Here is a 23,047-nt window from a genome sequence, read left to right as displayed (position 1 = left end):
CGGTCGAGCCTGCGCGCCAATCTCGGTGCGATCCGCGTCCGCCCGATGACAGCTTTGAGCCCGCGGGCAAGCTAGCATCAGCGCTTGCCGGCGCAATACGAAAGGTGTGGGCTGCCGGATGAGGCGGGCCCTCAACCTGATCTTGCGCTTGATCCTGTTTCGCTTCGTCATCGCAGTTGCGGGCGCGCGCGATCTGACGCTCAATGCGGCCTCTTGCAGGGGCGGAGGCACGCGATGGCGAATGCGATCAGAACCCGTTTCGGGCGGGCCGTGGGGTTGCGGCTGGCTCTGGCCGCCCCTGCTTTTGCGTTCTTGCCGTCGATGGTGCTGGCGCAGGCTCCCGCGCCGGCGTCCAATCCCCAGCTTGCCGCGGCGCAGGCGAGCTTCGAGGCGCTGCCCGAGGCCGAGCGCAAGGCGATCCAGACCGACCTGATCTGGGCCGGCCTGTTCAATGCGGCGGCGAGCGGCTCTTACGGCCCGCTGACCTTCCGCGCCATCAATGCGCTGAAGGCCGGGCGCGGCGAGCCCAATGGCGTGCTCTCGCCAGCCGAGCGCGTGGCGCTTGCACAAGCGGCCCGTGGCGCGCGCGAGGCGGCGGGGTTTCGCCTGATCGACGACGCGCGCACCGGCATGCGGATCGGCATTCCTGAAAAGGTCTTGCCCAAGCGCGAGGCGACGCCGACCGGCGGCAGCCGCTGGCAGAGCGCCGACGGCAAGATCACGCTCGACGCGACCACCAGTCCGCCGGGAGAAACGCTGGACTCGGTCTTCGAGAAGGCGACCCTGGTCAATCCCAACAATCCCGGCCGCAAGATCACCTACAAGCTGCTGCGCCCGGATTTCTTCGTGGTCACCGGCGAGACCGCCACGGGCAAGTTCTACCGCCGGCTGGCATCCGGGCCGCAAGGCCTGCGCGGCTTCTCGATCGGTTACGACAAGGCGCTCTCGGCCAGCGTCGACAAGCTGGTCATCGCCATCGCTGCAAGCTTCGAGCCCTTCCCGACTGGACCCGCGCCGGCGAGCCCGGCGAGTGCGATCGCCAGTGTCGCGGGCTCCTCGCTTTCCGCTGTTCGCCCGGCCGCCCCTCCGACCGAGCGCTATGGCGTCGGGCTGCTCGTATCTGACAAGGTCGTGGCGACAGCGGCTTCCGCGATCGAGGGCTGCCGCTCGCTGCGGGTCGGCGGGCGTCCGGCGCGGCTGCGCGGCAAGGATGATGCCAGTGGGCTCGCATTGCTCGATCTCGATGGCGGGCCGGCGCTGACCGCGCTCGGGGCCCGCCCCGAGGCGCTGGGCGAGCGCGAAAACCTCGTCCTGGTGGCGTTCGGCGATGATGCCGGCAAGCGTGCCGCCCTCGCCTTGCCGGGACAAGCCGTCCGGGTCGGGGCGACCGCTGCCGTATTCGCGCCGCTCCAGCCGGGCCAGGCCGGCAGCCCGGCCTTCGACCGGCAAGGCCGCCTGGCGGGGCTGGTCACGGCCAACCCTTCCGACAAGATCCTGATCGCCGGCGTCGCGCCGCAGCGGGCCTATGCGGTAGCGGATGCGGCGACGCTCCAGGCCGTGATCGCGAAGGCGGGGCTCTCGCTTCCCGCAGCGGCTGCCGGCGGCGAGCTCAGCACCGGCAGGATCGTCGAGAAGGTCGGCAAAGCGGTGTTGCCGGTGGTGTGCGGCCTTTGATGCGCGGGACCCTAAGGCCTCGGACTACCCGATCACGCCGTTGCCCTTGAGCGTGGCGATCCGCTCCGCGCTCAGGCCGAGATCGGCCAGCACCGCGTCCGTATCCTGGCCCAATCCGGGCGGGCGGTGGCGCAGGGGCACGCGCTCGCCGTCGAGGCGGTAGGGTGGGGCGAGCACGGCGGGCGTGTCGGCATTGCCGGCGTCGTCAGAGACCATGCCGGCCTGCGTTGCGCGCGGCGAACGCAGCGCCTGGTTCAGGCCCAGCACCTCGCCACAGGGAATGCCGTTGGCGGCGAGCCGCTGCAGCAGCAGCGCGCGCGGCCTCGCCCTCAGCTCCGCCTCGATCATCGGCAGCAGCTCCGGGCGGTTCTGGGTGCGCAGCAGGTTGGTGGCGAAGCGCCCATCCTCCGCCAGATCCGGCCGCTCGATCACGGTCCGGCAGAAGCGCTCATACTGGGCGTTGTTGCCGACGGTGATGACGAGCGGGCCGTCGGCGGCGTCGAAGACGCCATAGGGCACGATCGAGGGATGCGCATTGCCGTAGCGCGGCGGGTTCTCGCCCAATGCCAGTGCTTCCAGACCGTAATAGGAGGTGACCGAGAGGCCGCAATCGAACAGCGCCATCTCGATATGTCGGCCCTTGCCGGTGCGTCCACGCTGGATCAGTGCGGCGAGCACGGCCTGGGCCGAATATTGCCCGGTGAAGAGATCGACGATGGCGACGCCGAATTTCAGCGGCGGCTGGTCGTCATTGCCGTTCATCCCCATCAGCCCGGATTCGCCCTGGATGACGAGGTCGTAGCCGGGGCGCGAGGCTTCCGGCCCATCCGAGCCGTAGCCGGCGATCGAGCAGTAGATCAGGCCGGGGTTGAGCGTGCTCAGCGCCTCATAGCCGAGGCCGAGCTTGTCGGCGCCGCCGGTCTTGAAGTTCTGGATCAGCACGTCGCTCCTGGCGGCAAGGTCGCGGACGATCGCCAGCCCCTCGGGCTTGCCGACATCGACGCCGATCGAGCGCTTGTTGCGGTTGACGCTGTTGAAATAGCAGGTGTTGCGCTCGCCCAGCCGAAAGCCCCAGTCGCGCGTGTCGTCGCCGCGCAGGGGGTGCTCGACCTTGATCACCTCGGCGCCGAGATCGGCCAGCACCTGACCGCACCAGGGGCCGGCGAGGATGCGCGAGAGATCGAGCACGCGGATGCCGGAGAGAGGGAGGTCGAGAGTGGTCATCGGCATGTCACGCTGCTTGTTGGGGCTGCTCAGGCACGAGATAAGCCATCAGATCACGGTCCTCGTAACCGTCCTCGGTCATGATCGCGTTTCGCTGGCAGCCTTCAGGCGCGAAGCCCAGCCGCGCATAGAGGGCTATGGCGCGCCGGTTGGAGCTGCGAACGGTCAATTCTATGCGCTTGAGCCCGGATGCGGCAGCGCCTGCCATCGCCTGTTGCATCAGCAAGCGACCGAGCCCCAAACCGCGATATTGCGCGAGGATGCCGATGCCGAGCGTGCCGCAGTGGCGCCGGGTCGGTCTGCTGACGTCGCGGACGATGTCGCACCAGCCGACGATCATATCGTCTACGAGCCCGACAAGATGTGTGTTTCCCGTTGCAATATTGGCTTCGACAAAAACCGCGATGCGCTCGATCGGCGGAGCCTCTTCGAAGGCCAGGTAGCGCCGCTCACGCGCAACCTCATCGAGCACCTCCCGGAAACGCGGCACGTCAGCAGCGGTGATAGGACGGGCTGTCACAACCTGCCTCACGAACCCATTACTCCCTCCAGGCTTGCTGCGAGCGCGATCAGCCTTGGCCGGACCTCGTCCATCAGGAAATTCCGGTCGAGGATCACGGTCGGCGCACCGCAATTGATCGACATCGGCGGCAGGCCGCCGCCGGGGTGGAAGGCGACCGCGATGGCGCTCACCGTCGGCTGCCATTCGCCGAAGGAGCGGGCGCAGCCCCAGGTCGCGTAGTCTTCCAGCGCCCGGTCGATGCCCTCGCGCAGGCGCGGCCAGGCCGCGTCGTCGACCGAGTGGATATCCTCCATGATCGCGCGCCGCTCGGCTTCGCTGCAGACGGCGAGATAGGCGCGGCCCATGGCGCTGCGGGCGAGCGAGAGCCTGGAGCCGGTATCCATGTTGAGCGCGATCGCGGCCTCGCCGCGGCAGCATTCGATATAGCGCATGCTGAGCCGCTCGCGCACGCCGAGCCCCACCGTGGCATTGGCGAAACCTGCGAGGTCGCGCATGCCGACCCGCGCCAGGCGACGGACATCGAGCCCGGCGAGCGCATTGGCGCCGAGCGCGATCAGCGCCGTGCCGAGCCGGTAGCTGCCGGATTCCGGAACATGGTGGAGATAACCGAGCGTGGTCAGCGTATGGGTCAGGCGCGAGACGGTCGAGCGGGCGAGGCCGCAGCGCGCGGCGATCTCGGAATTGGCGAGTGCCGCCTCGCCGCGCCTGAAGCAGGCCAGCACCTCGAGACCGCGCGCCAGCGCCGTGACGAAATGGCGGTCCTCCTTGGGACCGGCGAGATCGTCGGTGTGCGCGTCAGCGTCGGAATGGGAGCTTGCTCGCAGGATCGCCTCCACCGGCTTCAGCGCTTCAGGAAGGCGGCGAAGGCGGCCTTGGCTTCGGCCGACAGCAGCCGCTCGCCGAAGAGCCGGCCTTCGGTGGCGATCGTCTCGGCGACATGGGCCGCGTTGCCGCGCTTCAGCAGCGATTTCGTCAGCGCAACCGATTCCGGCGGCAGGGCGGCGAGCGCCCTGGCCTTCTCCAGCGCCATGGCGAGTGCGCCCCCCTCCGCGGTCACGGCGTTGACCAGACCGGCCTCAGCGGCGGTTTCAGGTCCGAAAGCCTCGCCCAGCATCAAAAGTTCGGCGGCGCGCTTGCTGCCGGCGACCAAGGGCAGGAGATAGCTCGATGCGCCTTCGGGGCTCAGGCCCAGCGCGACGAAGGGCAGGCGGAAGCTCGCGCCCTTGGCCGCGTAGGCGAGGTCGCAATGCAGCAGCATGGTGGTGCCGATGCCGACGGCAAAACCCTCGACCGCGGCGACGATCGGTTTCTTCGCGGTCGAGATCGCGTTGAGGAAATCCATGGCGACGCGCGGGCCGCTGTCGCTGACCGCGGCGAAATCCTTGATGTCGTTGCCGCTGGTGAAGCAGCCGCCGGCCCCGGTCAGCACGATCGCGCGGATCTGCGGATCGGCTTCCGCCGCCCCGATCGCATCGATCAGCCCCTGATAGCTGGCGCGGTCGAGCGCGTTCTTGCGCTCGGGCCGGTTCATCGTGATCTGAACGATGCCGGGCAAGACAGTTTGACTCAGGACGGTTTGGCTCAGGATGGTTTCGGTCATGGTCTCATCCTCGGTCAGCGGCTGCAGAGAGCGGCTTTCGCCTGCTCATATTCGGTCTTGAGGCGTTCGATCACGGTGGCGGCGGAGGGGGCGTCGTCTATCAGTCCGACCCCCTGGCCCGAGCCCCAGATGTCGCGCCAGGCCTTGGCGGTTCCCGAGCCGAAGCTCATCTTGCTCTTGTCGGCATGCGGCAGATCGTCGGGGTCGAGCCCCTGGGCCGCGATCGAGGGCTTGAGATAGTTTCCGGGCACGCCGGTGAAGAAGGGCGTATAGACGATGTCGGCGGCGGCGGCCTCGACGATCATCTCCTTATAGCCCTGTGCCGCATTGCCTTCCTCGGTGGCGATGAAGCGGGTGCCGATATAGGCAAGATCGGCGCCCATCGCCTGGGTGGCGAGGATCGCCGAGCCGGTCGCGATCGCGCCCGAAAGGATGATCGGTCCGTCGAAGAAGCGCCTGACCTCGCCGACCAGCGCGAAGGGGCTGAGCGTCCCGGCGTGGCCGCCCGCGCCGGCGCAGACCAGGATCAAGCCGTCGACACCGGCTTCGAGCGCCTTCTGGGCATGGCGGATGGTGGTGACGTCGTGGAAGACGAGTCCGCCATAGGAATGGGCGGCCTCGACGACCTCATTGGGCGCACGCAGCGAAGTGATGATGATCGGCACTTCGTGGCGGACGCAGACTTCCATGTCATGCATCAGCCGGTCGTTCGAGGCATGGACGATCTGGTTGACCGCGAAGGGCGCGATCTTTCGCGCCGGGTCGGCCGCCTTGGCGGCGGCGAGCTCTGTCTTGACCCGGGTGATCCAGAGGTCGAGCTGCTCGGCCGGGCGGGCGTTCAGCGCCGGAAAGGAGCCGACGACGCCGTTCAGGCATTGTGCGATGACGAGCTCCGGCCCCGAGACGATGAACATCGGTGAGCCGATGACCGGGAGGCTGAGCGTGTCGGCGAGTGAGGCGGGCAGGGCCATTCTGGTCTCCGTCAGAAGCTCGCCGCGCCGGTTTCGCGGGCGAGGTAAAGATCGTGCAGGCGCTCCAGATCGACCTTGTCCGCCTTCTGGCTCATGAGCAGCTTACCCGAGCGCATGAGATGGACATGGTCGGCGACCGAGAGTGCGATATGCGTGTTCTGCTCGATCAGCGCGATGGTGACGCCTTCGCTCTTGAGCCGGCGGATGATCGAGAAGACCTCTTTGACGATGACGGGAGCGAGGCCGAGCGACGGCTCGTCGATCAGCAGGATTCGCGGCTCGCTCATCATGCCGCGCCCCATCGCCACCATCTGCGCCTCGCCGCCCGAGAGCGAGCCGGCGAGCTGGCGGTGGCGCTCCCTCAGACGCGGGAAGAGATCGTAGACGCGTTCGAGATTGCGGGCGCAGGCATTGCGACAGCGGCGCGGATAGGCGCCCAGCGACAGGTTCTCCTCGACGCTCATATCCTTGAAGACCATGCGGCCCTCGGGAACCATGACGAGGCCGGCCTCCAGCAGATCCCAGGTCCGGGCCTTGAGCGCGCGCCCGTCGAGCCTGATCTCGCCCTGATGCGGGATCAGCCCCATCAGGGCGCGAAACAGCGTCGTCTTGCCGGCGCCGTTGGGACCGACGATCGCGGTGAGCTCGCCCTGGGGAAAGCCGAGCGAGACGTCCCAGAGCACGTTGATGGCGCCGTAGCCGGCGCGCAATTGCCTGACCTCAAGCATCGGCGGCTCCCGTATAGCTCTCGACCACGGCGGGGTTGCGGAAGACCTCGGCCGGCGTGCCGTCGGCGATCATCTGGCCGAAATTCAGCACAACGGCGCGCGAGCACAATGTCGAGATCGTTTCGATGTCGTGCTCGACGATGACGATGGCGAGCTTGTAGCGCTCATGCAGCTCGCGCAGCTTGTCGACGAAGCGGCGCTTGGCGTTGCTTTCCAGCCCCGCCAGAACCTCGTCGAGCAGCAGGAGCTTCGGGTTGGTGGCGAGCGCCTTGGCGATTTCGAGGCGCTTCAATTCCTGCAGCGCGAGCTCGGTCGCGGCGTTGCGCTCGGCATGCTGGCCCAGCTCCATCACCTCGAGGATCTCGTCGACGCGGGCGGTGTCGGCTTTTCCGGCGCCAAAGACCTGCGCGACCGTGAGGTTCTCGCGCACGGTGAGGTGATGCATCGGCTGCGGGATCTGGAAGGTACGTCCGAGCCCGAGCCGGGCGCGGGCATGTAGTGGCAGCCGGCCGATCTCGCGCTCTGCGAACAGGATGCGTCCGGTCTTCGGCCGGACCAGCCCGGAGATGGTGTTGAACAGCGTGGTCTTGCCGGCGCCATTGGGGCCGACGAGGCCGAGGATCTCGCCGGCGCCCATGGCGAAGGAGACATCCTTCAATGCGGTCAACCCGCCGAAGCGGACAGTGACGTCCTCAAGCCGCAGCATGGGCGGCTCCCTTGGTTGCCTTGCGCTGGAACATTCCGAAGAGCCCGTTGGGCGCAATCAGGATCATGCCGGCAAGCAGGACGCCGAGCAGGATCTCGTGGCCCACCGGCAGCAGTTCCTTGGCGATGATCTGGTCGAACAGATAGATCAGCACCGCGCCTGCGACCGGCCCCAGGATGGTGCGGTAGCCGCCGAAGATCGCGGCGATGATCGGCAGGATGCTCCAGCTTGCCGAGAAGGCGTAATCCGGCTCGAGGAAGTTGATGATGTGAGCGTTCATCGCGCCGAACAGTCCGGTGATGAAGGCCGAGAGCAGCAGCATCCAGGCTTTCAGCAAGGTTGCGTTGACGCCGACGACGCGGGTCGCATCCTCGCTCTCGGCCATGGCGCGCAAGGCCGTGCCGACATGGCTGCGCTTCACCGCAAGATAGATCGCAGCGCAAAGCGCCACCAGGACCACGAGCAGGCCGTAGCTGCCGACGCGGCTCGACAGGTCGAGCCCCAGGACTGTCGGCAGGGGCGGGAAGCGCTGGAAGCCGGCCGAGCCGCCGGTGATCGAGGTCGCCTCCGTCGCCAGGATCTTGAAGATATGGGCGTAGGCCAGGATGGCGAGCGCGAAATAGGGGCCCGACAGCCGGAGCGCCGGCAGCATCACGATCGAGCAGAGTGCGGCTCCACAGGCGCCCGCCAGCAGTGCGAGCGGTACGGGCAGGCCGAACTTCGCCGAGAGGATCGCCGAGGTATAGGCGCCGACGCCGAAGAAGGCGGCGTGGCCGAAGGAGACCATGCCGCCGAGATTGCCGAGCAGCGCCCAGGCGAGTGCGACGCCGGCGACAATCAGGGCGGAGACCATCAGCCCCATGACGTAGGAATTGCCGCCGAAGGCGATGGGCACGGCGATCGCGACGGCGAGGATCAGGAGAGCGGGAAGGCTGCGCATCTTCGGGCTCCTCAACCGCGCCTGGCACGTGCGCCGAACAGGCCGTTGGGCATGAAGAAGAGCACGAGCAGGAAGAGCACCATGCCGACGAGCTCCTGCAATGCCGAGCTTGCCAATGTCACCGTCATCGCCTCGGTGACGCCCAGCAGCAGCGCCGCGCAGAACACGCCGGGAATCGAGCCGACGCCTGCCAGCACGGCGACGATGAAGGCCTTGATGGTGAGCCCGGGCCCGAGCGCCGGCTGCACGACGCTCATCGTATAGAGCGCCACGCCCGCCACGCTGGCGAGGATGCCTGCGACGATGAAGGCCGCGAGCTCGACGCGGCGCGGATCGATGCCCATCAGCTTGGCGGCGTCGCGGTTGGAGGAGACGGCGCGTACGGCGCGGCCATACCAGCTGTTCTTCAGCCACCACCACAGGCCCGCCATCACGGCAAGGCTGATGATGAAGGCGGTGATCTCGCCCTTCATCGCGTAGACCGGGCCGAAGGAGACGGCGTCCTGCAGGAAGGGCGATCCGGTCGAGCGCACATCGCTGGCGAAGACCAGGAGGATCGCGTTGGTCAGGATGATGCCGATGGCGAAGGTCAGGATCAGCGAATTCAATTCGCGGTGCTCGCGGATGCGCTCGATCAGCAGATAGATCACGACGCTGACGATGCCGGTGAGAGCGAAGGCGAGCGGGATCGCGGCGTAAGGGTTCCAGCCCGTCCGGCTCTCGATGACATAGGCCATATAGGCCGCGAGCAGCACGAGTTCGCCATGGGCGAGGTTGATGATCTTCATCGCGCCGAAGGTCAGCGCGATGCCGAGCGCCACCAGCGCATAGACCGAGCCGACAAGCAGGCCGGAGAAGAGGGATTGCTGGAGGAGTTCGAGCATGAAGCGATTGGGGGCCTGTCGTCTTTCAGTCGTCGGCTGTTCTCCTCAGCCCTCATCCTGAGGTGCGCTCCGCAGGAGCGCGTCTCGAAGGATGGTTCCAGTTCTCGCTGGAGCATCCTTCGAGACGCCGCTTCGCGGCTCCTCAGGATGAGGGCTGAGGGATGGCGAAACTCTCGTCACATCACCAGGGCACTGCGGGGTAGGCGAGCTTGCCGGTGGCGAATTCGGCCGGCGAGACCAGCGGGATCTTGCCGTCGCGGTGCTGGCCCATGCTGAGCGCGAAATTCGGGTTGTCGCCGACTTCGTTGAAGGTGATGCGGCCGAGCGGCGAGGGCCGGTTGGTCGTCTTCATCTCGGCGAGCAGGCCCCCGCTCTTCAGCGTGCCGGCATCGGCGGAGCGGGCAAGCGCCTCGCTGAGCACCATCGTCTCGACGAAGGCGAGCGTCGAGGCGTATTCGATCTCCTTGCCGAACATCTCCTTGTAGACGGCGGCGAATTTCCGGCCCTCCTCGTCCTTCACCTCGACGGGGAAGGGCAGGAAGGTGGTGCCGATGACGTTCTGCATCAGGTCGGGGAAATCGGAATACATCTTCGGCGTCGCCAGCGACCAGGCGCCGACGATGGCCTTCACCGGGGGCTTGAGGACCTTGGCGGCACGGATGATGCCGACATAGTCGTTCTCATAGGCCGACATGAAGATGATCTCGGACTTGTCCTGAAGCTTCACCTTGTTGATGATCGGCTTGAAGTCGGTGATGGCCGGGTCGAACGGATGCAGCGTGACCTTGTAGCCCTTCTTGGCGAGGCTCTCCTCGAGCCCTTTCGCCAGCAGCATCGGCGCTTCCTTGGTGGAGGCGATGATCGAGACGCCGTTGGGCTTCACCTCCTCGATCAGACCCTCGACGCCGCGCTGGTAGCCGGCATTGTTGTTGATCCGGAAGAAGTTCTTGTTGCCGCGCTGGACCAGCTCGTCGGAGACCGCGCCGCCGGTGATGTAGACCTTGCCGAGGCGGTTGGAGGTGTCGGAGGCGGGGCCGACGATGTTGGAGCCGTAGCCGCCGATGATCGCAGCCGCGCCGTCGGAAGAGAGCTTCTCGACAGCGGTGACGGCCTTGGCCGGCTGGCTCTCGTCATCGATGACCGTGACCTTGATTCTGTGCTTGCTCTGGCTCTCGTTGAAGACCCTGAGCGCGACCTGCATGCCCTCGTTGAAGGCCTGGCCCGAGCGGGCGAGCGAACCGGTCAGCGGCATATGCGCGCCGATGGTGATGTCCTCGGCACGGGCGCTGGCGGCAAAGGCGAGGGTCGCGGCGAGGCAGGCCGTTGCAAGACAATTCCTGCGGATCATGAATTCCTCCGAAGTGCTTCTTCACCGGGCCGTTTCGCGGCATGATGTGGCGTTGCCAATGGCATGGCACGGGGTTTTGGGAGCGGTCAAGCGGCGGGCATCAATTCCGCATTGCAGCATGATGTGGGCGCGACACCGGCTCGACTTCGTTCAGCCTCGAGCCGGCATCTTGACAAAGCGGCGGCTAGCCACTTCCTAGGGACCATAAATGCAGACTGTCGTTCTGCAATGCAGAACATAAATTTCGTCTAGAGGAAAACGCTCATGGAGTTGGTCCAGCTTGCCCTTCGCGGCAGGGTCGCGGTCGCGACGATCGCCAATCCGCCGGTCAACGCGCTGAGCGCAGGCGTTCGCGCCGGGCTCGCCGAGGCCGTCGCGAAGGCCGGCTCCGACCCCGCGGTGGACGCGATCGTGATCGCGGCCGCCGGCAAGGCCTTCATCGCAGGCGCCGATATCAGCGAGTTCGGCAAGCCGCCGGCGGCGCCGATCCTGCCCGATGTGCTCGAGGCGATCGAGACCAGCGCCAAGCCGGTGGTCGCGGCGATCCAGGGCGTGGCATTGGGCGGTGGCCTGGAGGTGGCTTTGGCCTGCCATGCCCGCGTGGCCTCGCCTGCGGCCAGGCTTGGCCTGCCCGAGATCAAGCTCGGCATCATCCCGGGCGCCGGCGGCACGCAGCGCCTGCCGCGCCTGATCGGTGCGGCGAAGGCGTTTCCGATGATGCTGAGCGGCGAGCCGGTCTCGGCCGACAAGGCGGCGGAGTACGGGCTCGTCGATATGGTCGCGCTCGGCGATGTCGTCGAGGCGGCGGCGGCCCTGGCGCTGGATCTCGCGAGCAAGGGCGCACCGCCCCGGACCGCCGACCGCATGGAGGCGTTGACCCCGGCCGATCGCGAGGCTTTCGAGGCGCTGGCAGCCGACGCGACCAAGAAATCCGGCGACATGCCCAATGCGATGGCGCTGATCGAGGCCGTGCGCGGCGTGTTCACGCTGCCCTTTGCCGAGGGCATGGCGGCCGAGCGGGCCCTGTTTCGCACGCTCGTCGCCGATGAGCGCTCCAAGGCGTTGCGCTATGCCTTCTTCGCCGAGCGCGAGGCGGCCAAGGTGCCAGGGATCGAGGCGAGCGTGAAGCCGCGCCCGATCGCGAAAGCGGCCGTGATCGGCGCTGGCACGATGGGCGGCGGCATCGCCATGTGCTTCGCCAATGCCGGCATTCCCGTGACCTTGATCGAGACCGAGCAGGGGCAGATCGACAATGGCATGAACCGGGTCGCGGCGATCTACGAGATGTCGGTGACGCGCGGCTCGCTGACGGCGGAGAAGCGCGACGAGCGCATGGCGCTGATCACCGGGGCGGTCGGGCTCGCGGCCGCTCATGACGCCGATATCGTGATCGAGGCGGCCTTCGAGGAGATGGGCGTCAAGAAGCAGATTTTCGGCGCGCTCGACGGCATCGCCAAGCCCGGTGCGATCCTCGCCAGCAACACCTCCTATCTCGACATCCCGACGATCGCGGCCGCGACCAAGCGGCCGCAGGATGTGATCGGGATGCATTTCTTCAGCCCGGCCAATGTCATGAAGCTCCTGGAGGTGGTGCGGCCCGCCGGTGTCGCCGATGATGTCGTGGCGACTGCGGTTGCGCTCGGGCGTACGCTCGGCAAGGTGCCGGTCGTGGTCGGCAACTGCTTTGGTTTCGTGGGCAACCGCATGCTGGCGCAGCGCACGCGGGCGGCCGAGCGTTTGCTGATCGCCGGAGCCTTGCCCCATGAGGTCGATGCCGCCGTGACCGCTTTCGGCTTCAAGATGGGGCCCTTCGCGATGTCGGATCTCGCCGGCAACGATATCGGCTGGCGCACGCGCAAATCACTGGGGAAGAAGGCTGCGGTCGCCGACGCGCTCTGCGAAGCCGGGCGCTTCGGCCAGAAGACCGGCAAGGGCTATTATCTCTACCCGGCAGGTGCGCGCGCGGGCCAGCGCGACCCCGAGGTCGAGGCTCTGATCGCGCGCGTCTCGGCCGAGAGGGGCGTGACGCGGCGTTCCTTCACGGCCGACGAGATCGTGGCGCGCTTGATGGACCCGATGGTCAATGAAGGCGCGCGCATCCTCGAAGAGGGCATAGCGGCGCGACCCGGCGACATCGATATCATCTGGCTCAACGGCTACAACTGGCCGGCCTGGCGCGGGGGGCCGATGCATTGGGCTGATACGGTCGGGCTCGACGTGATCGTCAAGCGGCTCGAAGCTCAGGCGGCCGAGAGCGGCGACGCGACGCTCGAACCGTCGCCGCTGCTGCGCAGGCTCGCCACCGAGGGCAAGGGTTTCTCGGAGCTGAAGGCGCAGGCCGCATGAGCGCGGCCGGGAATTCCGGCCCGCGGCCGGTCTGGCAGCAACGCTTTCCCAAAGCCTGCGACTGGGAGGCGAGCGTCGAGACCGGCATCGTGCCGGATCTGCTGGCTGCCGCCGTGGCGGCGCGCCCGGATGCGCCCGCGATCGAGTTCCGCGAGCGCCGGGCGCGCTTTGCCGAATTGGACGCGATGGTCGCGCAGCTGGCGGCCGGACTGATCGCTGACGGCGTCAAGCCCGGCGACCGCGTCGCGCTGCTCTTGCCCAACACGCTGTGGCACCCGGTCGCCTTCTTCGCCATCGCGCGCTGTGGGGCGAGCGTGGTGCATCTCTCGGCGCTCGATGCGCCGCGCGAACTGGAGCACAAGCTCAAGGTGACGAAGCCGGGCCGGTTGATCACGACCAATCTGCCGGGTTTCCTGCCGAACGCGCTGAAGCTGCTGGAGGCAGGCGCCGTGCCGCGCCTGCTCGTCGGCGAGGATGGCCGCTGGGGGCCGGGCGAGGCCGCGCCGCTGGCGATCCCGAACCAGGCGAGCGTCGCCCGGCTCGACGATCTCATGGACGCGGCTCCACCGGCGTCATGGCCTGTCGTCTCGCCCGATGACGTCATGCTGCTGCAGTTCACCGGCGGCACCACCGGCCTGCCCAAGGCGGCGATGCTGAGCCATGGCAATCTCGTCTCCGCGGTGAACATCTATCGGCTCTGGACCGATGGCGAGCCGCTGGAGCCCGGCGCGCAGAAGACGATCTGCGTGTTGCCGCTGTTCCACATCTACGCGCTGACGACGCTGCTGCTGCGCCATATCCGCGACGGCAACGAGATCCTGCTGCGCCAGCGCTTCGATGTGGAGACGCTGATCGCCGATATTTCGGTGAAGCGCGCCACGCTGTTCTCCGGCGTGCCGACGATGTGGTTCGCGCTGTTGAACCGCGAAGGGGTCGAAGCTGTCGACTTCTCCTCGCTGCGCTCCTGCGTCTCCGGCGGCGCGCCGCTGCCCTTCGACGTGCAGACGAAGCTCGAAGGCATTCTCGGCGTCCGGCTCAATAATGGCTGGGGCATGACCGAGACTGCGCCGGCCGGCTCGCGCGTACCCCGCGACGCCAAACCGCGCCCGGGGCTGATCGGCGTGCCCTTGCCGGGCATCACCATGAAGATCGTCTCGCTCGAGCCCGAGCGCGACGACTTTCCGCCTGGAGAGATCGGCGAGATCGCGATCAAGGGCCCCAATGTCTTCAAGGGCTATCTCGATGACGAGGCCGCGACGCAGGAGGCCTTCCACGAGGGCTGGTTCCTGACCGGCGATCTCGGCCGGATGGACGAGGACGGGCTGTTCGAGATCGTCGACCGCCGCAAGAACATGATCATTTCAAGCGGCTACAACGTCTATCCCGTCGCGATCGAGAGCGCGATCTACGAGCACCCGGCGGTGCAGGAGGTCGTCGTGATCGGCGTCGATGACGCCTATCGCGGCCAGGCCGCCAAGGCCTTCGTCAAGCTGAAGGCCGGCCATGCGCCGTTTTCGCTGGAAGAGCTCTCCGCCTTCCTGAAGGACCGGCTCGGGCGGCACGAAATGCCGCGCGCGCTCGAATTCCGCGAGAGCCTGCCGCGCAGCGCCGCCGGCAAGCTGCTGGCCAAAGTGCTGGTGGCCGAGGAAAAACAGAAACAGGCGGCCTCGGCCGCCACCGATTCCGTCGCATAGGACAAGCTCAGCCCATGACCGAAGCCGTCATCGTCTCCACTGCCCGCACCCCGATCGGCAAGGCCTATCGCGGCGCCTTCAACCAGCTCCGCGGCGCCGATATGGCCGCCCATGCGATCCGTCACGCACTCGCCCGCGCCAAGGTCGAGCCCGAGGCGATCGAGGAGGTGGTGCTGGGCTGCGGCTATCCGGAAGCCGCGACCGGCGGCAATGTCGCACGCCATGCGGCGCTCGTCGCCGGCATCCCGGTGCAGTCGGCCGGCGTCACGGTCAGCCGCTTCTGCGCCTCGGGTCTGGAGGCGATCGCCCATGCGGCGCGGCGCGTGATCCTGGACGGCGTGCCGGTCGCGGTCGGCGGCGGCGTCGAGTCGATCAGCCTCGTGCAGCCGGTGGTCAGGCGCGACCTGACCCAGAACGACTGGCTGATGGCCAACAAGCCGACGATCTACACCTCGATGATCGAGACCGCCGATAATGTCGCGCAGCGCTACGGCATCTCGCGGGAGCGCCAGGATGAATTCTCGCTGGAGAGCCAGCGCCGCACGGCCTCGGCCCAGCAGCGCCAGCTTTTCGACGACGAGATCGTGCCGATGAGCGCGGTCATGGCGGTGACCGACAAGGCGAGCGGCGAGGTGCGCCAGGAAGAGGTGACGCTGTCCAAGGACGAGGGCAACCGGCCCGATACGACGCTGGAAGGCCTGCTCAAGCTCAAGCCCGTGCGTGGCGAGGACCAGTTCGTCACCGCCGGCAATGCCAGCCAGCTCTCGGACGGGGCCTCGGCCAGCGTGGTGATGTCGGCCAAGGAGGCGGCGCGGCGCGGTCTTGCGCCGCTCGGCACCTTCCGCGGCTTTGCCTCGGCCGGCTGCGAGCCCGACGAGATGGGCATCGGTCCGGTCTTCGCCGTGCCGCGCCTGCTGGAGCGCAACGGCCTGACCGTCTCCGACATCGATCTCTGGGAGCTGAACGAGGCCTTCGCCTCGCAGTCGCTCTATTGCCGCGATGTGCTCGGCATCGATCCCGAGAAGGTCAACGTCAATGGCGGCGCGATCGCGATCGGCCATCCCTTCGGCATGAGCGGGGCGCGCCTCGTCGGCCATGCGCTGCTGGAGGGCCGCCGCCGCAAGGCGCGCTATGCCGTCGTCACCATGTGCGTCGCGGGCGGCATGGGCTGTGCCGGCCTGTTCGAAATCAATCAGGGCTGATGAGTTTGCGCTCGAACCACGCCGTCATCCTGGGCGAGCGAAGCTCGTCCCGGGATCCATCATGGGGCTCCGTCGAGTCCTATGATGGATTCCGGAGCTGCGCGGCTTCGCCGCTTGTCCTGGATGACGGGGTGTTTCTGAGCGCAGCGACAAGAGGAAACTGAGATGGACCTTCGCTTCACGCCTGAGGAGATCGCGTTCCGCGACGAGGTGCGGCAGTTCTTCCGTACCGAAGTTCCGGCCGAGATCCGCAAGAAGGTTTCCGAAGGCCGCGGCATGACGCGCGAGGATTACATCACCTCGCAGCGCGTGCTGAACGCCAAGGGCTGGGCCGTGCCGCATTGGCCCAGGGAATGGGGCGGGCAGGACTGGACGCCGATCCAGCGCTATATCTTCACCGAGGAGATGCTGCTGGCTGCCGTGCCGCTGCCGCTGCAGTTCAACTGCTACATGGTCGGCCCGGTGATCGCCGCTTTCGGCAATCAGGCGCAGAAGGAAAAGCATCTCGCCAAGATCGCCAATCTCGATGAGTGGTGGTGCCAGGGCTTCTCCGAACCCGGCGCGGGTTCCGACCTCGCCTCGCTCAAGACCAAGGCGGTGCGCGAGGGCGACCACTACATCGTCAACGGCCAGAAGACCTGGACGACGCTTGGCCAATATGCCGACTGGATCTTCTGCCTGGTGCGCACCGACCCTGCTGCCAAGAAGCAGGCGGGCATCTCCTTCATCCTGATCGACATGAAGACGCCGGGCATCACGGTCAGGCCCATCATCACGCTCGAGGGGCGCCACGAGGTCAACGAGGTCTTCTTCGACAATGTGAAGGTGCCGGTCGAGAACCTGGTCGGCGAGGAGAACAAGGGCTGGGATTACGCCAAGTTCCTGCTGGCGAACGAGCGCACCGGCATCGCCCGCATCGGTCTGTCCAAGGAACGGCTGGCGCGGATCAAGCGCCTGGCGAAGGAGATGCCGGCGGGCGAAGGCACGCTTTGGGACGACCGCGATTTCCGCGAGCGGGTGGCCGAGGTCGAGATCGAATTGAAGGCGCTGGAGATCACGCAGATGCGGGTCGTCGCGGCGCAAGGCAAGCGCGATCCCAACAAGCCCGACCCCGCCTCCTCGATCCTGAAGATCAAGGGCTCGCAGCTCCAGCAGGCGACGACGGAGCTTTTGCTCGAGGTGGCCGGGCCCTTCGCGCTGGCTGCTCCGGTGCGCTCGGGCGACCTGACCAATGACTGGCCGTTCGACTATGACTGGGCGGATGCGGCGGCGGCGAGCTATTTCAACAACCGCAAGGTCTCGATCTATGGCGGCTCGAACGAGATCCAGAAGAATATCATCGCGAAAGCGGTGCTCGGACTGTGAGACAGCTCGATAATTCTACCAGCGAGGCCGTCTGACGCGGCCTTCTGCGCTTCCGGTGCTCACGGACACATGTCCGCTCCGTTCCGGTTCTCGAAAACCACGCCAGCCGACTCACGCTGGCGAATTCTCAAGCTATCTCACGCGGGTGCGCCATGGATTTCGATCTCTCTTCCGAACAGACGCAGCTCAAGGACGGTGTCGAGCGGCTCGTGGCTGCGACCTATGGCTCGCTCGAACAGCGCAAGGCGCAAGGCACTGGGCCGCTCGGCTTCAGCGAGAAGAGCTGGGCGCAATTCGCCGAGATGGGACTGCTCGGCATCCCCTTCACGGAGGAGGAGGGCGGCTTCGGCGGCGGGCCGGTCGAGACGCTGGTGGTGATGGAGGCGCTGGGCAGGGGGCTGGCGCTGGAGCCTTATCTCGCGACCGTCGTGCTCGGCGGCGGCGCGGTCAGGTTGGGCGGCTCGGATGAGCTCAAGCAGCGCATCATTCCCGGCATCGTCGAGGGCAGCTCGAGGCTGGCGCTGGCCTTCACCGAGAAGCAGTCGCGCTACGACCTCAACGACGTCGCGACCACGACGCGCAAAGCGGGCGACGGCTTCGTTCTGGAAGGCGCCAAGAGCGTCGTCATCAATGGCGACAGCGCCCAGCATCTCGTCGTCAGTGCCCGGACATCAGGCAACCGGCGTGACCGCGAGGGCATCAGCCTGTTCCTGGTCGCGGCCGACGCGCCCGGCGTGAAGATCCATGGCTATGCGACGCAGGATGGCGGGCGCGCGGCCGAGATCGCGCTGTCGGGCGTTCAGGTCGGGGCCGCCGAATTGATCGGTCCGCTGGACCGGGGCCTGCCGATCCTGGAGCGCGTCTGCGAATTCGCCATCGCCGCGCTCGCGGCCGAGGCTGTCGGCATCATGGAAGCCCTGCATGGGCTGACGGTGGAGTATCTCAAGACGCGCCAGCAATTCGGCGCGCCGATCGGCAATTTCCAGGTGCTGCAACACCGTGCCGTCGATATGCTGATCGCACTGGAGCAGGCGCGCTCGATGGCGGCCTATGCGGCGATGATGGTGGAGCACGACGACGCCGCCGAGCGCGGCGCGGCGCTCTCGGCCGTCAAGGTGCAGATCAACCGCTCCTGCCGCATCGTCGGCCAGGAGGCGGTGCAGCTCCATGGCGGCATCGGCATGACGATGGAGTATCTCGGCGCGCATTACTTCAAGCGCCTGACCATGATCGAGAGCCTGTTCGGCGATACCGCGCATCATCTGCGCCGAGTTGACGTAGCGGGAGGGCTGGCGGCGGGCGGGTTGGCGGCATGAGTCCGGACGACAAGCTGCCGGCGGCGACGGCTTTCCTGCTCGCGCATTGGCGCGGGGGAACGAAATGCGCGGAGATGCCGGAGGTTCTGCGCCCGGCGGATCTGCGCGAAGCCTATGGCATGCAGGCGCTGCTGGAACAGAGCAGCGCGTCGCCGCTGTTCGGCTGGAAGATCGCCGCCACCAGCAAGGCAGGACAGGCGCATATCGGTGTTGGCGGACCGCTCGCTGGACGGATTCTTGCCGAGCGTGTGCTGGCGGATGGCGCGACCACCTCGCTCAGCGGCAACGCCATGCGCGTGGCTGAACTCGAATTCGCTTTCCGGATGGGTCGCGATCTGGCGCCGCGCGAGACGGTCTATTCGCAGGACGAGGTTTTGGCGGCGGTCGAGAGCCTTCACCCCGCGATCGAGCTGCCGGATTCGCGCTTCGTAGATTTCGCCGCGGCTGGCGGCGTCCAGCTCGTTGCCGATAATGGCTGCGCCCATGAATTCGTGCTTGGGGAAAGCACGGGAGCGGCGTGGCGTGGGCTTGATCTCGCGGCATTCCGGCCGGTCGCGCGCATGCCGGGCCGGCAGGATCAGGAAGGACTTGGCGCCAATGTGCTGGGCGATCCACGCATCGCGCTGACCTGGCTGGTCAACGAACTCTCCGCCCTTCGCGTGGTGCTGAAAGCAGGCGAGGTGGTGACGACGGGAACCTGCCTCGTGCCGATCGCGATTTCACCCGGAGACAGGCTCGACGCCGATTTCGGCGTGCTTGGGCGGGTTGCGGTGGCTTTCTCCTAACCGATCTTACCCCGGCGCTGTCATATCAGGGCCATTCGTGCTTGTTTCGCTGCATTGCGGCAGAAGCGGCATGGGAGGCCTCCGTGAGTTCAGGTCTGTTTGCCCTGCTCGACGATATCACTGGATTGGCGAATGTCGCGGCGGCTTCGCTCGACGATGCCGCCTCCCAGGCTGCCAAGGCCTCGGCCAAGGCGGCCGGCATCGTCATCGACGATGCGGCCGTGACGCCGCGCTATGCGGTCGGTTTCGCGGCCGATCGCGAATTGCCGATCATCTGGCGGATCGCACTCGGTTCGCTCAAGAACAAGCTCCTGATCCTGCTGCCCGCGGCGCTGGTGCTGACGCTCGTCGCGCCCTGGGCAATTCCGCCGCTGCTGATGATCGGCGGCGTCTATCTCTGCTATGAGGGCGCGGAAAAGCTGATCGAGCGCGTCCTGCCGCATGCCGGGCATGGCGAAGCGGCGGCGGATGGCGAACCGCTCGACCCCAAGGCGCTTGAGAACCAGAAGATCAGCGGCGCGATCAAGACCGATCTCATCCTCTCCGCCGAGATCATGGCGATCACGCTCGCCAGCGTCTCGGAAGCGTCGTTTGGGACGCAGGCGGTGGTGATGGCCGTAGTCGGCCTCGGCATGACCGCCTTCGTCTATGGCATCGTCGCGCTGATCGTGAAGGCGGACGATGTCGGCGTGGCGCTGGCGAAGCGGCGCCTTGCGCCCGTGCGCCTGCTGGGGCGCGGCCTCGTCGTCGGCATGCCGTATTTCCTCAACCTCCTCGGCGCGGTCGGCACGATCGCCATGCTCTGGGTCGGCGGAGGCATCATCGTTCACGGCTTTGCCGGCTATGGGCTGACTGGCCTCGAACACGTCATCCACGATCTCGCGACGGCCGGTGGCCGTGTCGTGACCATGTTCGCGGCTGCGGTCGAATGGCTGGTGACGGCGGGGCTTTCGGCGGTGTTTGGATTGCTGATCGGCGCGGTCGCGGTCCTTGCGACGCATTTTGGTGTCGCGCCGCTCCTGAAGAGCATCAGGAAGAGCACGCCGAAGGCTTCGCTCGATGGCCGGCCCGGCGCCTGAGCCTGCTCAGATCCCGTTGCATTCGGAGGGAACCGTCCGAATGCAACGGGATCGACTCTTAAAGTTTGAGAGCATTGCTCACGCGAAAACCGGTACCCACTTTTTCGCGCAATGCTCTAAGCGAGCCAGGTCGTGAAAGCCTCGACCGGTTCACGCTCCGGCACGAGGGCATTGGCGGGAGCGTCGGGATCGACCTTGCCGATGGCGATGCCGCAGACCACCACCTCGTTCTCGGGGATGGCAAGTTCGCGCCGCACCACCGGGTGGAAGCGAGCGAAGATCGCCTGCGGGCAGGAGTTCAGCCCATGCCCCTGTGCCGCGATCAGGATGTTCTGGACGAACATGCCGAGATCGAGCCAGGAGCCGATTTCGAGATCGCGGTCGATCGTCACCATCAGCGCGACCGGCGCGTCGAAGAAACGTAAGTTTGCCGCGGTCTGGCGCCGCATGCCCGCGACATCGCCCTTCTTGACGCCGAGCAGGCCGTAGAGATCCCAGCCGACCTTGCGGCGCCGCGAGAGATAGGGCTCGCGGAAGCTCTCGGGATAATAGCGATACTCCTCCGCCGCCGGCAGATCCGGCGAATCCAGCGCTGCGAGCAGGGCGGCCTCCAGCCGGGCGCGGCTGTCGGGGCCGATCACCCGAACCTTCCAGGGCTGCATGTTGGTGCCGCTCGGCGCCTGCGCCGCGACCGCCAGGATGCGCCGGACGAGTTTGGGCTCGACAGGATCGGGCAGGAAGGCGCGGACGGCGCGGCGGGAGGCAATGGCGCGTTCGACGGCTTCGGCGGCGTCGCTCATTCAAGGTCCTCCCGCTGCACTGCTTTCGTCATTGCGAGAAGCGACAGCGACGAAGCAATCCAAGGCTGGGCGAACCTTCCTGGAATGCTTCGGCTCACGCTCGCAATGTCGAATGTCACCCCGCCTTGCGCGCCTCGACGAAGGCCGCATGTTCGCTCACCAATTCGCCGGCAAGCGCCTTGGCGATCAGCGCGCGCGTCTCGGGAATGCCGTAGATCGCCACGAATGAGCCGAAGCGCGGGCCCTGATCCTCACCGAACAGCACCTGGTAGATCGCCTTCCACCAGTCGCCGCTGACGCCGGGCCGCTCGGGCGTCGCGCCCTTGGCGGTGAGGTTCTGGTAGCGCGGAACCGCGCGGGCGACGTCGAGCGCCGTGTCCTGGACCATTTCGGCGGTGGCGTCCGGCGGCAGGGCTGCGAGCGCAGCGTCGAGCGCGAGGAAGGCCGCGCGTTCGGTCTCGTCGGCGGCGCGGTAGCTCTTCGCCGGCTTCACGAAATCGCGGAAATAGGCGATCGCGTAGCCGACCAGCGCGTCGAGGCGCGGATGGGTGGCAGGCGAGATCGCAGGCGAATAGCGCTGCAGGAAGCCCCAGAGCACGCCCTTGTCCTCGGAATTCGCGACCGCGACGAGGTTCATCAGCAGGCCGAAGGTAATCTGCGTCCTGGTCGCGTTCTCGCCTTCGCCGGTGGCGATGATTTCCGGCTGGGGAGGCTCGCCATTGTGGATGTGCCAGACCGGGTTGCCGAGGCGATTTTTCCAGTCCTGGCGCTCATAGCCGCCGAGGAACTGCAGATATTCGTCGACCGCGCGCGGAATGACGTCGAAATGCAGCTTCTTGGCCTCGCGCGGACGCGAATACATGAACAGCGACAGGCTCTCGGGGCTGGCATAGGTCAGCCACTCGTCGATGGTCAGGCCGTTGCCCTTCGACTTCGAGATCTTCTGGCCCTGCTCGTCGAGGAAGAGCTCGTAGTTGAAGCCCTCGGGCGGGGTTGCATCGAGCGCGCGCGTGATCGCCGAGGAGACCTTGACCGAGTCGATCAGATCCTTGCCGGCCATCTCGTAATCGATGCCGAGCGCGGTCCAGCGCATCGCCCAATCCGGCTTCCATTGCAGCTTGACATGGCCGCCGGTGACGGGCGTCACGAAGCGCTCGCCCGTGGCCGGATCGGCCCAGGCGATGGTACCGGCAGCGACATCGACCTCGTCGATCGGCACCTGCATGACGACGCGGGTCCTGGGGTGGATCGGCAGGAAGGGCGAATAAGTCGCGGCGCGCTCCTCGCGCAATGTCGCCAGCATGATCTTCATCACCGCATCGTAGCGGGCGAGGATCTTCAGCAGCGTCGCGTCGAACTCGCCGGCCCTGTAGGCATCGGTCGAGGACTTGAACTCGTAATCGAAGCCGAACTGGTCGAGAAAGGCGCGCAGGCGGGCATTGTTGTGGCGCCCGAACGAGTCATGCGTGCCGAAGGGGTCGGGCACCTCGGTGAGCGGCTTGCCGAGATTGGCGGCGAGCAGCTCCTTGTTGGGCATATTGTCGGGCACCTTGCGCAGCCCGTCCATGTCGTCGGAGAAGGCGATCAGGCGCGTGGGAACGGAATCGCCCGTCAGCACGCGGAAGGCATGGCGCACCATCGAGGTGCGCGCGACCTCGCCGAAAGTGCCGATATGCGGCAGGCCCGACGGGCCGTAGCCAGTTTCGAACAGCACCTCTTTCTTGCCCGATTTCTCGATCCGCGCGACGAGCTTGCGTGCTTCCTCGAACGGCCAGGCGGCCGAACGCTGGGCGGCGTCAACAAGAGCGGGGTCGAAGGCGGGCATGATCAGGGCGGTCCTCTCCAGGAATTGGAAAAATGAG

At 66.9% G+C, this 23,047-nt stretch carries 20 protein-coding genes; 8 read left to right on the top strand and 12 right to left on the bottom strand.

Features of this window, described 5'->3' with window-relative positions; translation table 11 throughout:
* The first annotated feature begins 234 nt into the window (after positions 1-234).
* Entirely contained in the window at positions 235-1,674 is a 1,440-nt protein-coding gene (locus tag CYD53_RS18090) for a S1 family peptidase (protein ID WP_103719464.1), read from the top strand.
* Positions 1,675-1,698: 24 nt separating this feature from the next.
* Here CYD53_RS18090 and CYD53_RS18085 read toward each other — a convergent pair whose 3' ends face one another.
* The 10 genes from CYD53_RS18085 to CYD53_RS18040 form a co-directional block, all read right to left on the bottom strand.
* Complete coding sequence (locus tag CYD53_RS18085) at positions 1,699-2,904, bottom strand: CaiB/BaiF CoA transferase family protein (protein ID WP_103719463.1); 1,206 nt, start codon at positions 2,902-2,904, stop codon at positions 1,699-1,701.
* Between the two features lies 1 nt (position 2,905).
* Complete coding sequence (locus tag CYD53_RS18080) at positions 2,906-3,430, bottom strand: GNAT family N-acetyltransferase (RefSeq protein ID WP_245928302.1); 525 nt, start codon at positions 3,428-3,430, stop codon at positions 2,906-2,908.
* The gene (locus CYD53_RS18075) at positions 3,427-4,257 is read right to left on the bottom strand and encodes an IclR family transcriptional regulator (protein WP_245928301.1); all 831 of its coding nucleotides are present in this window, start codon (positions 4,255-4,257) and stop codon (positions 3,427-3,429) included. Before CYD53_RS18075 ends, CYD53_RS18080 begins: the two co-directional genes overlap by 4 nt.
* Before the next feature lie 5 nt (positions 4,258-4,262).
* The gene (locus tag CYD53_RS18070; protein WP_103719462.1) at positions 4,263-5,021 is read right to left on the bottom strand and encodes an enoyl-CoA hydratase-related protein; all 759 of its coding nucleotides are present in this window, start codon (positions 5,019-5,021) and stop codon (positions 4,263-4,265) included.
* A gap of 14 nt (positions 5,022-5,035) precedes the next feature.
* Positions 5,036-5,992 (bottom strand): NAD(P)H-dependent flavin oxidoreductase, encoded by a 957-nt coding sequence (locus CYD53_RS18065; RefSeq protein WP_103719461.1) that lies wholly within the window; start codon positions 5,990-5,992, stop codon positions 5,036-5,038.
* Positions 5,993-6,003: 11 nt separating this feature from the next.
* Positions 6,004-6,720 (bottom strand): ABC transporter ATP-binding protein, encoded by a 717-nt coding sequence (locus CYD53_RS18060; RefSeq protein ID WP_103719460.1) that lies wholly within the window; start codon positions 6,718-6,720, stop codon positions 6,004-6,006.
* Positions 6,713-7,426, bottom strand: a complete 714-nt coding sequence (locus tag CYD53_RS18055; RefSeq protein WP_103719459.1) for an ABC transporter ATP-binding protein — start codon at positions 7,424-7,426, stop codon at positions 6,713-6,715. Before CYD53_RS18055 ends, CYD53_RS18060 begins: the two co-directional genes overlap by 8 nt.
* Positions 7,413-8,366 carry a branched-chain amino acid ABC transporter permease gene (locus tag CYD53_RS18050; RefSeq protein ID WP_103719458.1) on the bottom strand — a complete coding sequence of 318 codons (954 nt, stop codon included), beginning with the start codon at positions 8,364-8,366 and terminating at the stop codon, positions 7,413-7,415. The genes CYD53_RS18055 and CYD53_RS18050 overlap by 14 nt, the downstream gene beginning before the upstream one ends.
* An 11-nt stretch (positions 8,367-8,377) precedes the next feature.
* Entirely contained in the window at positions 8,378-9,250 is an 873-nt protein-coding gene (locus CYD53_RS18045) for a branched-chain amino acid ABC transporter permease (RefSeq protein WP_103719457.1), read from the bottom strand.
* Positions 9,251-9,431: 181 nt separating this feature from the next.
* Entirely contained in the window at positions 9,432-10,598 is a 1,167-nt protein-coding gene (locus CYD53_RS18040; RefSeq protein WP_103719456.1) for an ABC transporter substrate-binding protein, read from the bottom strand.
* Positions 10,599-10,862: 264 nt separating this feature from the next.
* Here CYD53_RS18040 and CYD53_RS18035 point away from each other — a divergent pair, with 264 nt between their 5' ends.
* The 7 genes from CYD53_RS18035 to CYD53_RS18005 all read left to right on the top strand — a co-directional run bounded on the left by CYD53_RS18035 (position 10,863) and on the right by CYD53_RS18005 (position 20,385).
* Positions 10,863-12,944 (top strand): 3-hydroxyacyl-CoA dehydrogenase NAD-binding domain-containing protein, encoded by a 2,082-nt coding sequence (locus CYD53_RS18035; RefSeq protein ID WP_103719455.1) that lies wholly within the window; start codon positions 10,863-10,865, stop codon positions 12,942-12,944.
* Positions 12,941-14,638 (top strand): AMP-binding protein, encoded by a 1,698-nt coding sequence (locus CYD53_RS18030; RefSeq protein WP_103719454.1) that lies wholly within the window; start codon positions 12,941-12,943, stop codon positions 14,636-14,638. The genes CYD53_RS18035 and CYD53_RS18030 overlap by 4 nt, the downstream gene beginning before the upstream one ends.
* A gap of 14 nt (positions 14,639-14,652) precedes the next feature.
* A complete protein-coding gene (locus CYD53_RS18025) occupies positions 14,653-15,840 on the top strand; it encodes an acetyl-CoA C-acyltransferase (protein ID WP_103719453.1) in 1,188 nt (395 codons plus the stop codon).
* A 165-nt stretch (positions 15,841-16,005) separates the two neighbouring features.
* On the top strand, positions 16,006-17,205 hold the full coding sequence (pimC, locus tag CYD53_RS18020; protein ID WP_103719452.1) for a pimeloyl-CoA dehydrogenase large subunit: 1,200 nt from the start codon (positions 16,006-16,008) through the stop codon (positions 17,203-17,205).
* Between the two features lie 152 nt (positions 17,206-17,357).
* Positions 17,358-18,521, top strand: a complete 1,164-nt coding sequence (locus CYD53_RS18015) for an acyl-CoA dehydrogenase family protein (protein ID WP_103719451.1) — start codon at positions 17,358-17,360, stop codon at positions 18,519-18,521.
* On the top strand, positions 18,518-19,306 hold the full coding sequence (locus tag CYD53_RS18010; RefSeq protein ID WP_103719450.1) for a 2-keto-4-pentenoate hydratase: 789 nt from the start codon (positions 18,518-18,520) through the stop codon (positions 19,304-19,306). The genes CYD53_RS18015 and CYD53_RS18010 overlap by 4 nt, the downstream gene beginning before the upstream one ends.
* A gap of 83 nt (positions 19,307-19,389) precedes the next feature.
* Positions 19,390-20,385 (top strand): DUF808 domain-containing protein, encoded by a 996-nt coding sequence (locus CYD53_RS18005; protein ID WP_103719449.1) that lies wholly within the window; start codon positions 19,390-19,392, stop codon positions 20,383-20,385.
* Positions 20,386-20,501: 116 nt separating this feature from the next.
* Here the strand turns inward: CYD53_RS18005 and CYD53_RS18000 are convergent, their stop codons facing one another.
* Together CYD53_RS18000 and CYD53_RS17995 are read right to left on the bottom strand one after the other, a co-directional pair.
* Complete coding sequence (locus tag CYD53_RS18000) at positions 20,502-21,185, bottom strand: nitroreductase (RefSeq protein ID WP_103719448.1); 684 nt, start codon at positions 21,183-21,185, stop codon at positions 20,502-20,504.
* A gap of 115 nt (positions 21,186-21,300) precedes the next feature.
* Positions 21,301-23,010: a lysine--tRNA ligase gene (locus tag CYD53_RS17995; RefSeq protein WP_103719447.1), complete on the bottom strand. Its 1,710-nt coding sequence runs from the start codon at positions 23,008-23,010 to the stop codon at positions 21,301-21,303.
* Positions 23,011-23,047 lie beyond the last annotated feature (37 nt).

Origin of the sequence: Allobosea psychrotolerans, assembly GCF_002917105.1 — a bacterium.
GTDB classification, from domain to species: domain Bacteria; phylum Pseudomonadota; class Alphaproteobacteria; order Rhizobiales; family Beijerinckiaceae; genus Allobosea; species Allobosea psychrotolerans.
Note: the sequence above shows the minus strand (reverse complement) of the source record. Positions and strands in the feature narration are given on the sequence as shown.

What these genes read in the sequence shown, in the direction of transcription:
- CYD53_RS18090 (WP_103719464.1), top strand. Translation starts at nt 235, where the DNA reads ATGGCGAATGCGATCAGAACCCGTTTCGGGCGGGCCGTGGGGTTGCGG.
- CYD53_RS18085 (WP_103719463.1), bottom strand. Translation starts at nt 2,904, where the DNA reads ATGCCGATGACCACTCTCGACCTCCCTCTCTCCGGCATCCGCGTGCTC.
- CYD53_RS18070 (WP_103719462.1), bottom strand. Translation starts at nt 5,021, where the DNA reads ATGACCGAAACCATCCTGAGCCAAACCGTCCTGAGTCAAACTGTCTTG.
- CYD53_RS18065 (WP_103719461.1), bottom strand. Translation starts at nt 5,992, where the DNA reads ATGGCCCTGCCCGCCTCACTCGCCGACACGCTCAGCCTCCCGGTCATC.
- CYD53_RS18060 (WP_103719460.1), bottom strand. Translation starts at nt 6,720, where the DNA reads ATGCTTGAGGTCAGGCAATTGCGCGCCGGCTACGGCGCCATCAACGTG.
- CYD53_RS18055 (WP_103719459.1), bottom strand. Translation starts at nt 7,426, where the DNA reads ATGCTGCGGCTTGAGGACGTCACTGTCCGCTTCGGCGGGTTGACCGCA.
- CYD53_RS18050 (WP_103719458.1), bottom strand. Translation starts at nt 8,366, where the DNA reads ATGCGCAGCCTTCCCGCTCTCCTGATCCTCGCCGTCGCGATCGCCGTG.
- CYD53_RS18045 (WP_103719457.1), bottom strand. Translation starts at nt 9,250, where the DNA reads ATGCTCGAACTCCTCCAGCAATCCCTCTTCTCCGGCCTGCTTGTCGGC.
- CYD53_RS18040 (WP_103719456.1), bottom strand. Translation starts at nt 10,598, where the DNA reads ATGATCCGCAGGAATTGTCTTGCAACGGCCTGCCTCGCCGCGACCCTC.
- CYD53_RS18035 (WP_103719455.1), top strand. Translation starts at nt 10,863, where the DNA reads ATGGAGTTGGTCCAGCTTGCCCTTCGCGGCAGGGTCGCGGTCGCGACG.
- CYD53_RS18030 (WP_103719454.1), top strand. Translation starts at nt 12,941, where the DNA reads ATGAGCGCGGCCGGGAATTCCGGCCCGCGGCCGGTCTGGCAGCAACGC.
- CYD53_RS18025 (WP_103719453.1), top strand. Translation starts at nt 14,653, where the DNA reads ATGACCGAAGCCGTCATCGTCTCCACTGCCCGCACCCCGATCGGCAAG.
- pimC (WP_103719452.1), top strand. Translation starts at nt 16,006, where the DNA reads ATGGACCTTCGCTTCACGCCTGAGGAGATCGCGTTCCGCGACGAGGTG.
- CYD53_RS18015 (WP_103719451.1), top strand. Translation starts at nt 17,358, where the DNA reads ATGGATTTCGATCTCTCTTCCGAACAGACGCAGCTCAAGGACGGTGTC.
- CYD53_RS18010 (WP_103719450.1), top strand. Translation starts at nt 18,518, where the DNA reads ATGAGTCCGGACGACAAGCTGCCGGCGGCGACGGCTTTCCTGCTCGCG.
- CYD53_RS18000 (WP_103719448.1), bottom strand. Translation starts at nt 21,185, where the DNA reads ATGAGCGACGCCGCCGAAGCCGTCGAACGCGCCATTGCCTCCCGCCGC.
- CYD53_RS17995 (WP_103719447.1), bottom strand. Translation starts at nt 23,010, where the DNA reads ATGCCCGCCTTCGACCCCGCTCTTGTTGACGCCGCCCAGCGTTCGGCC.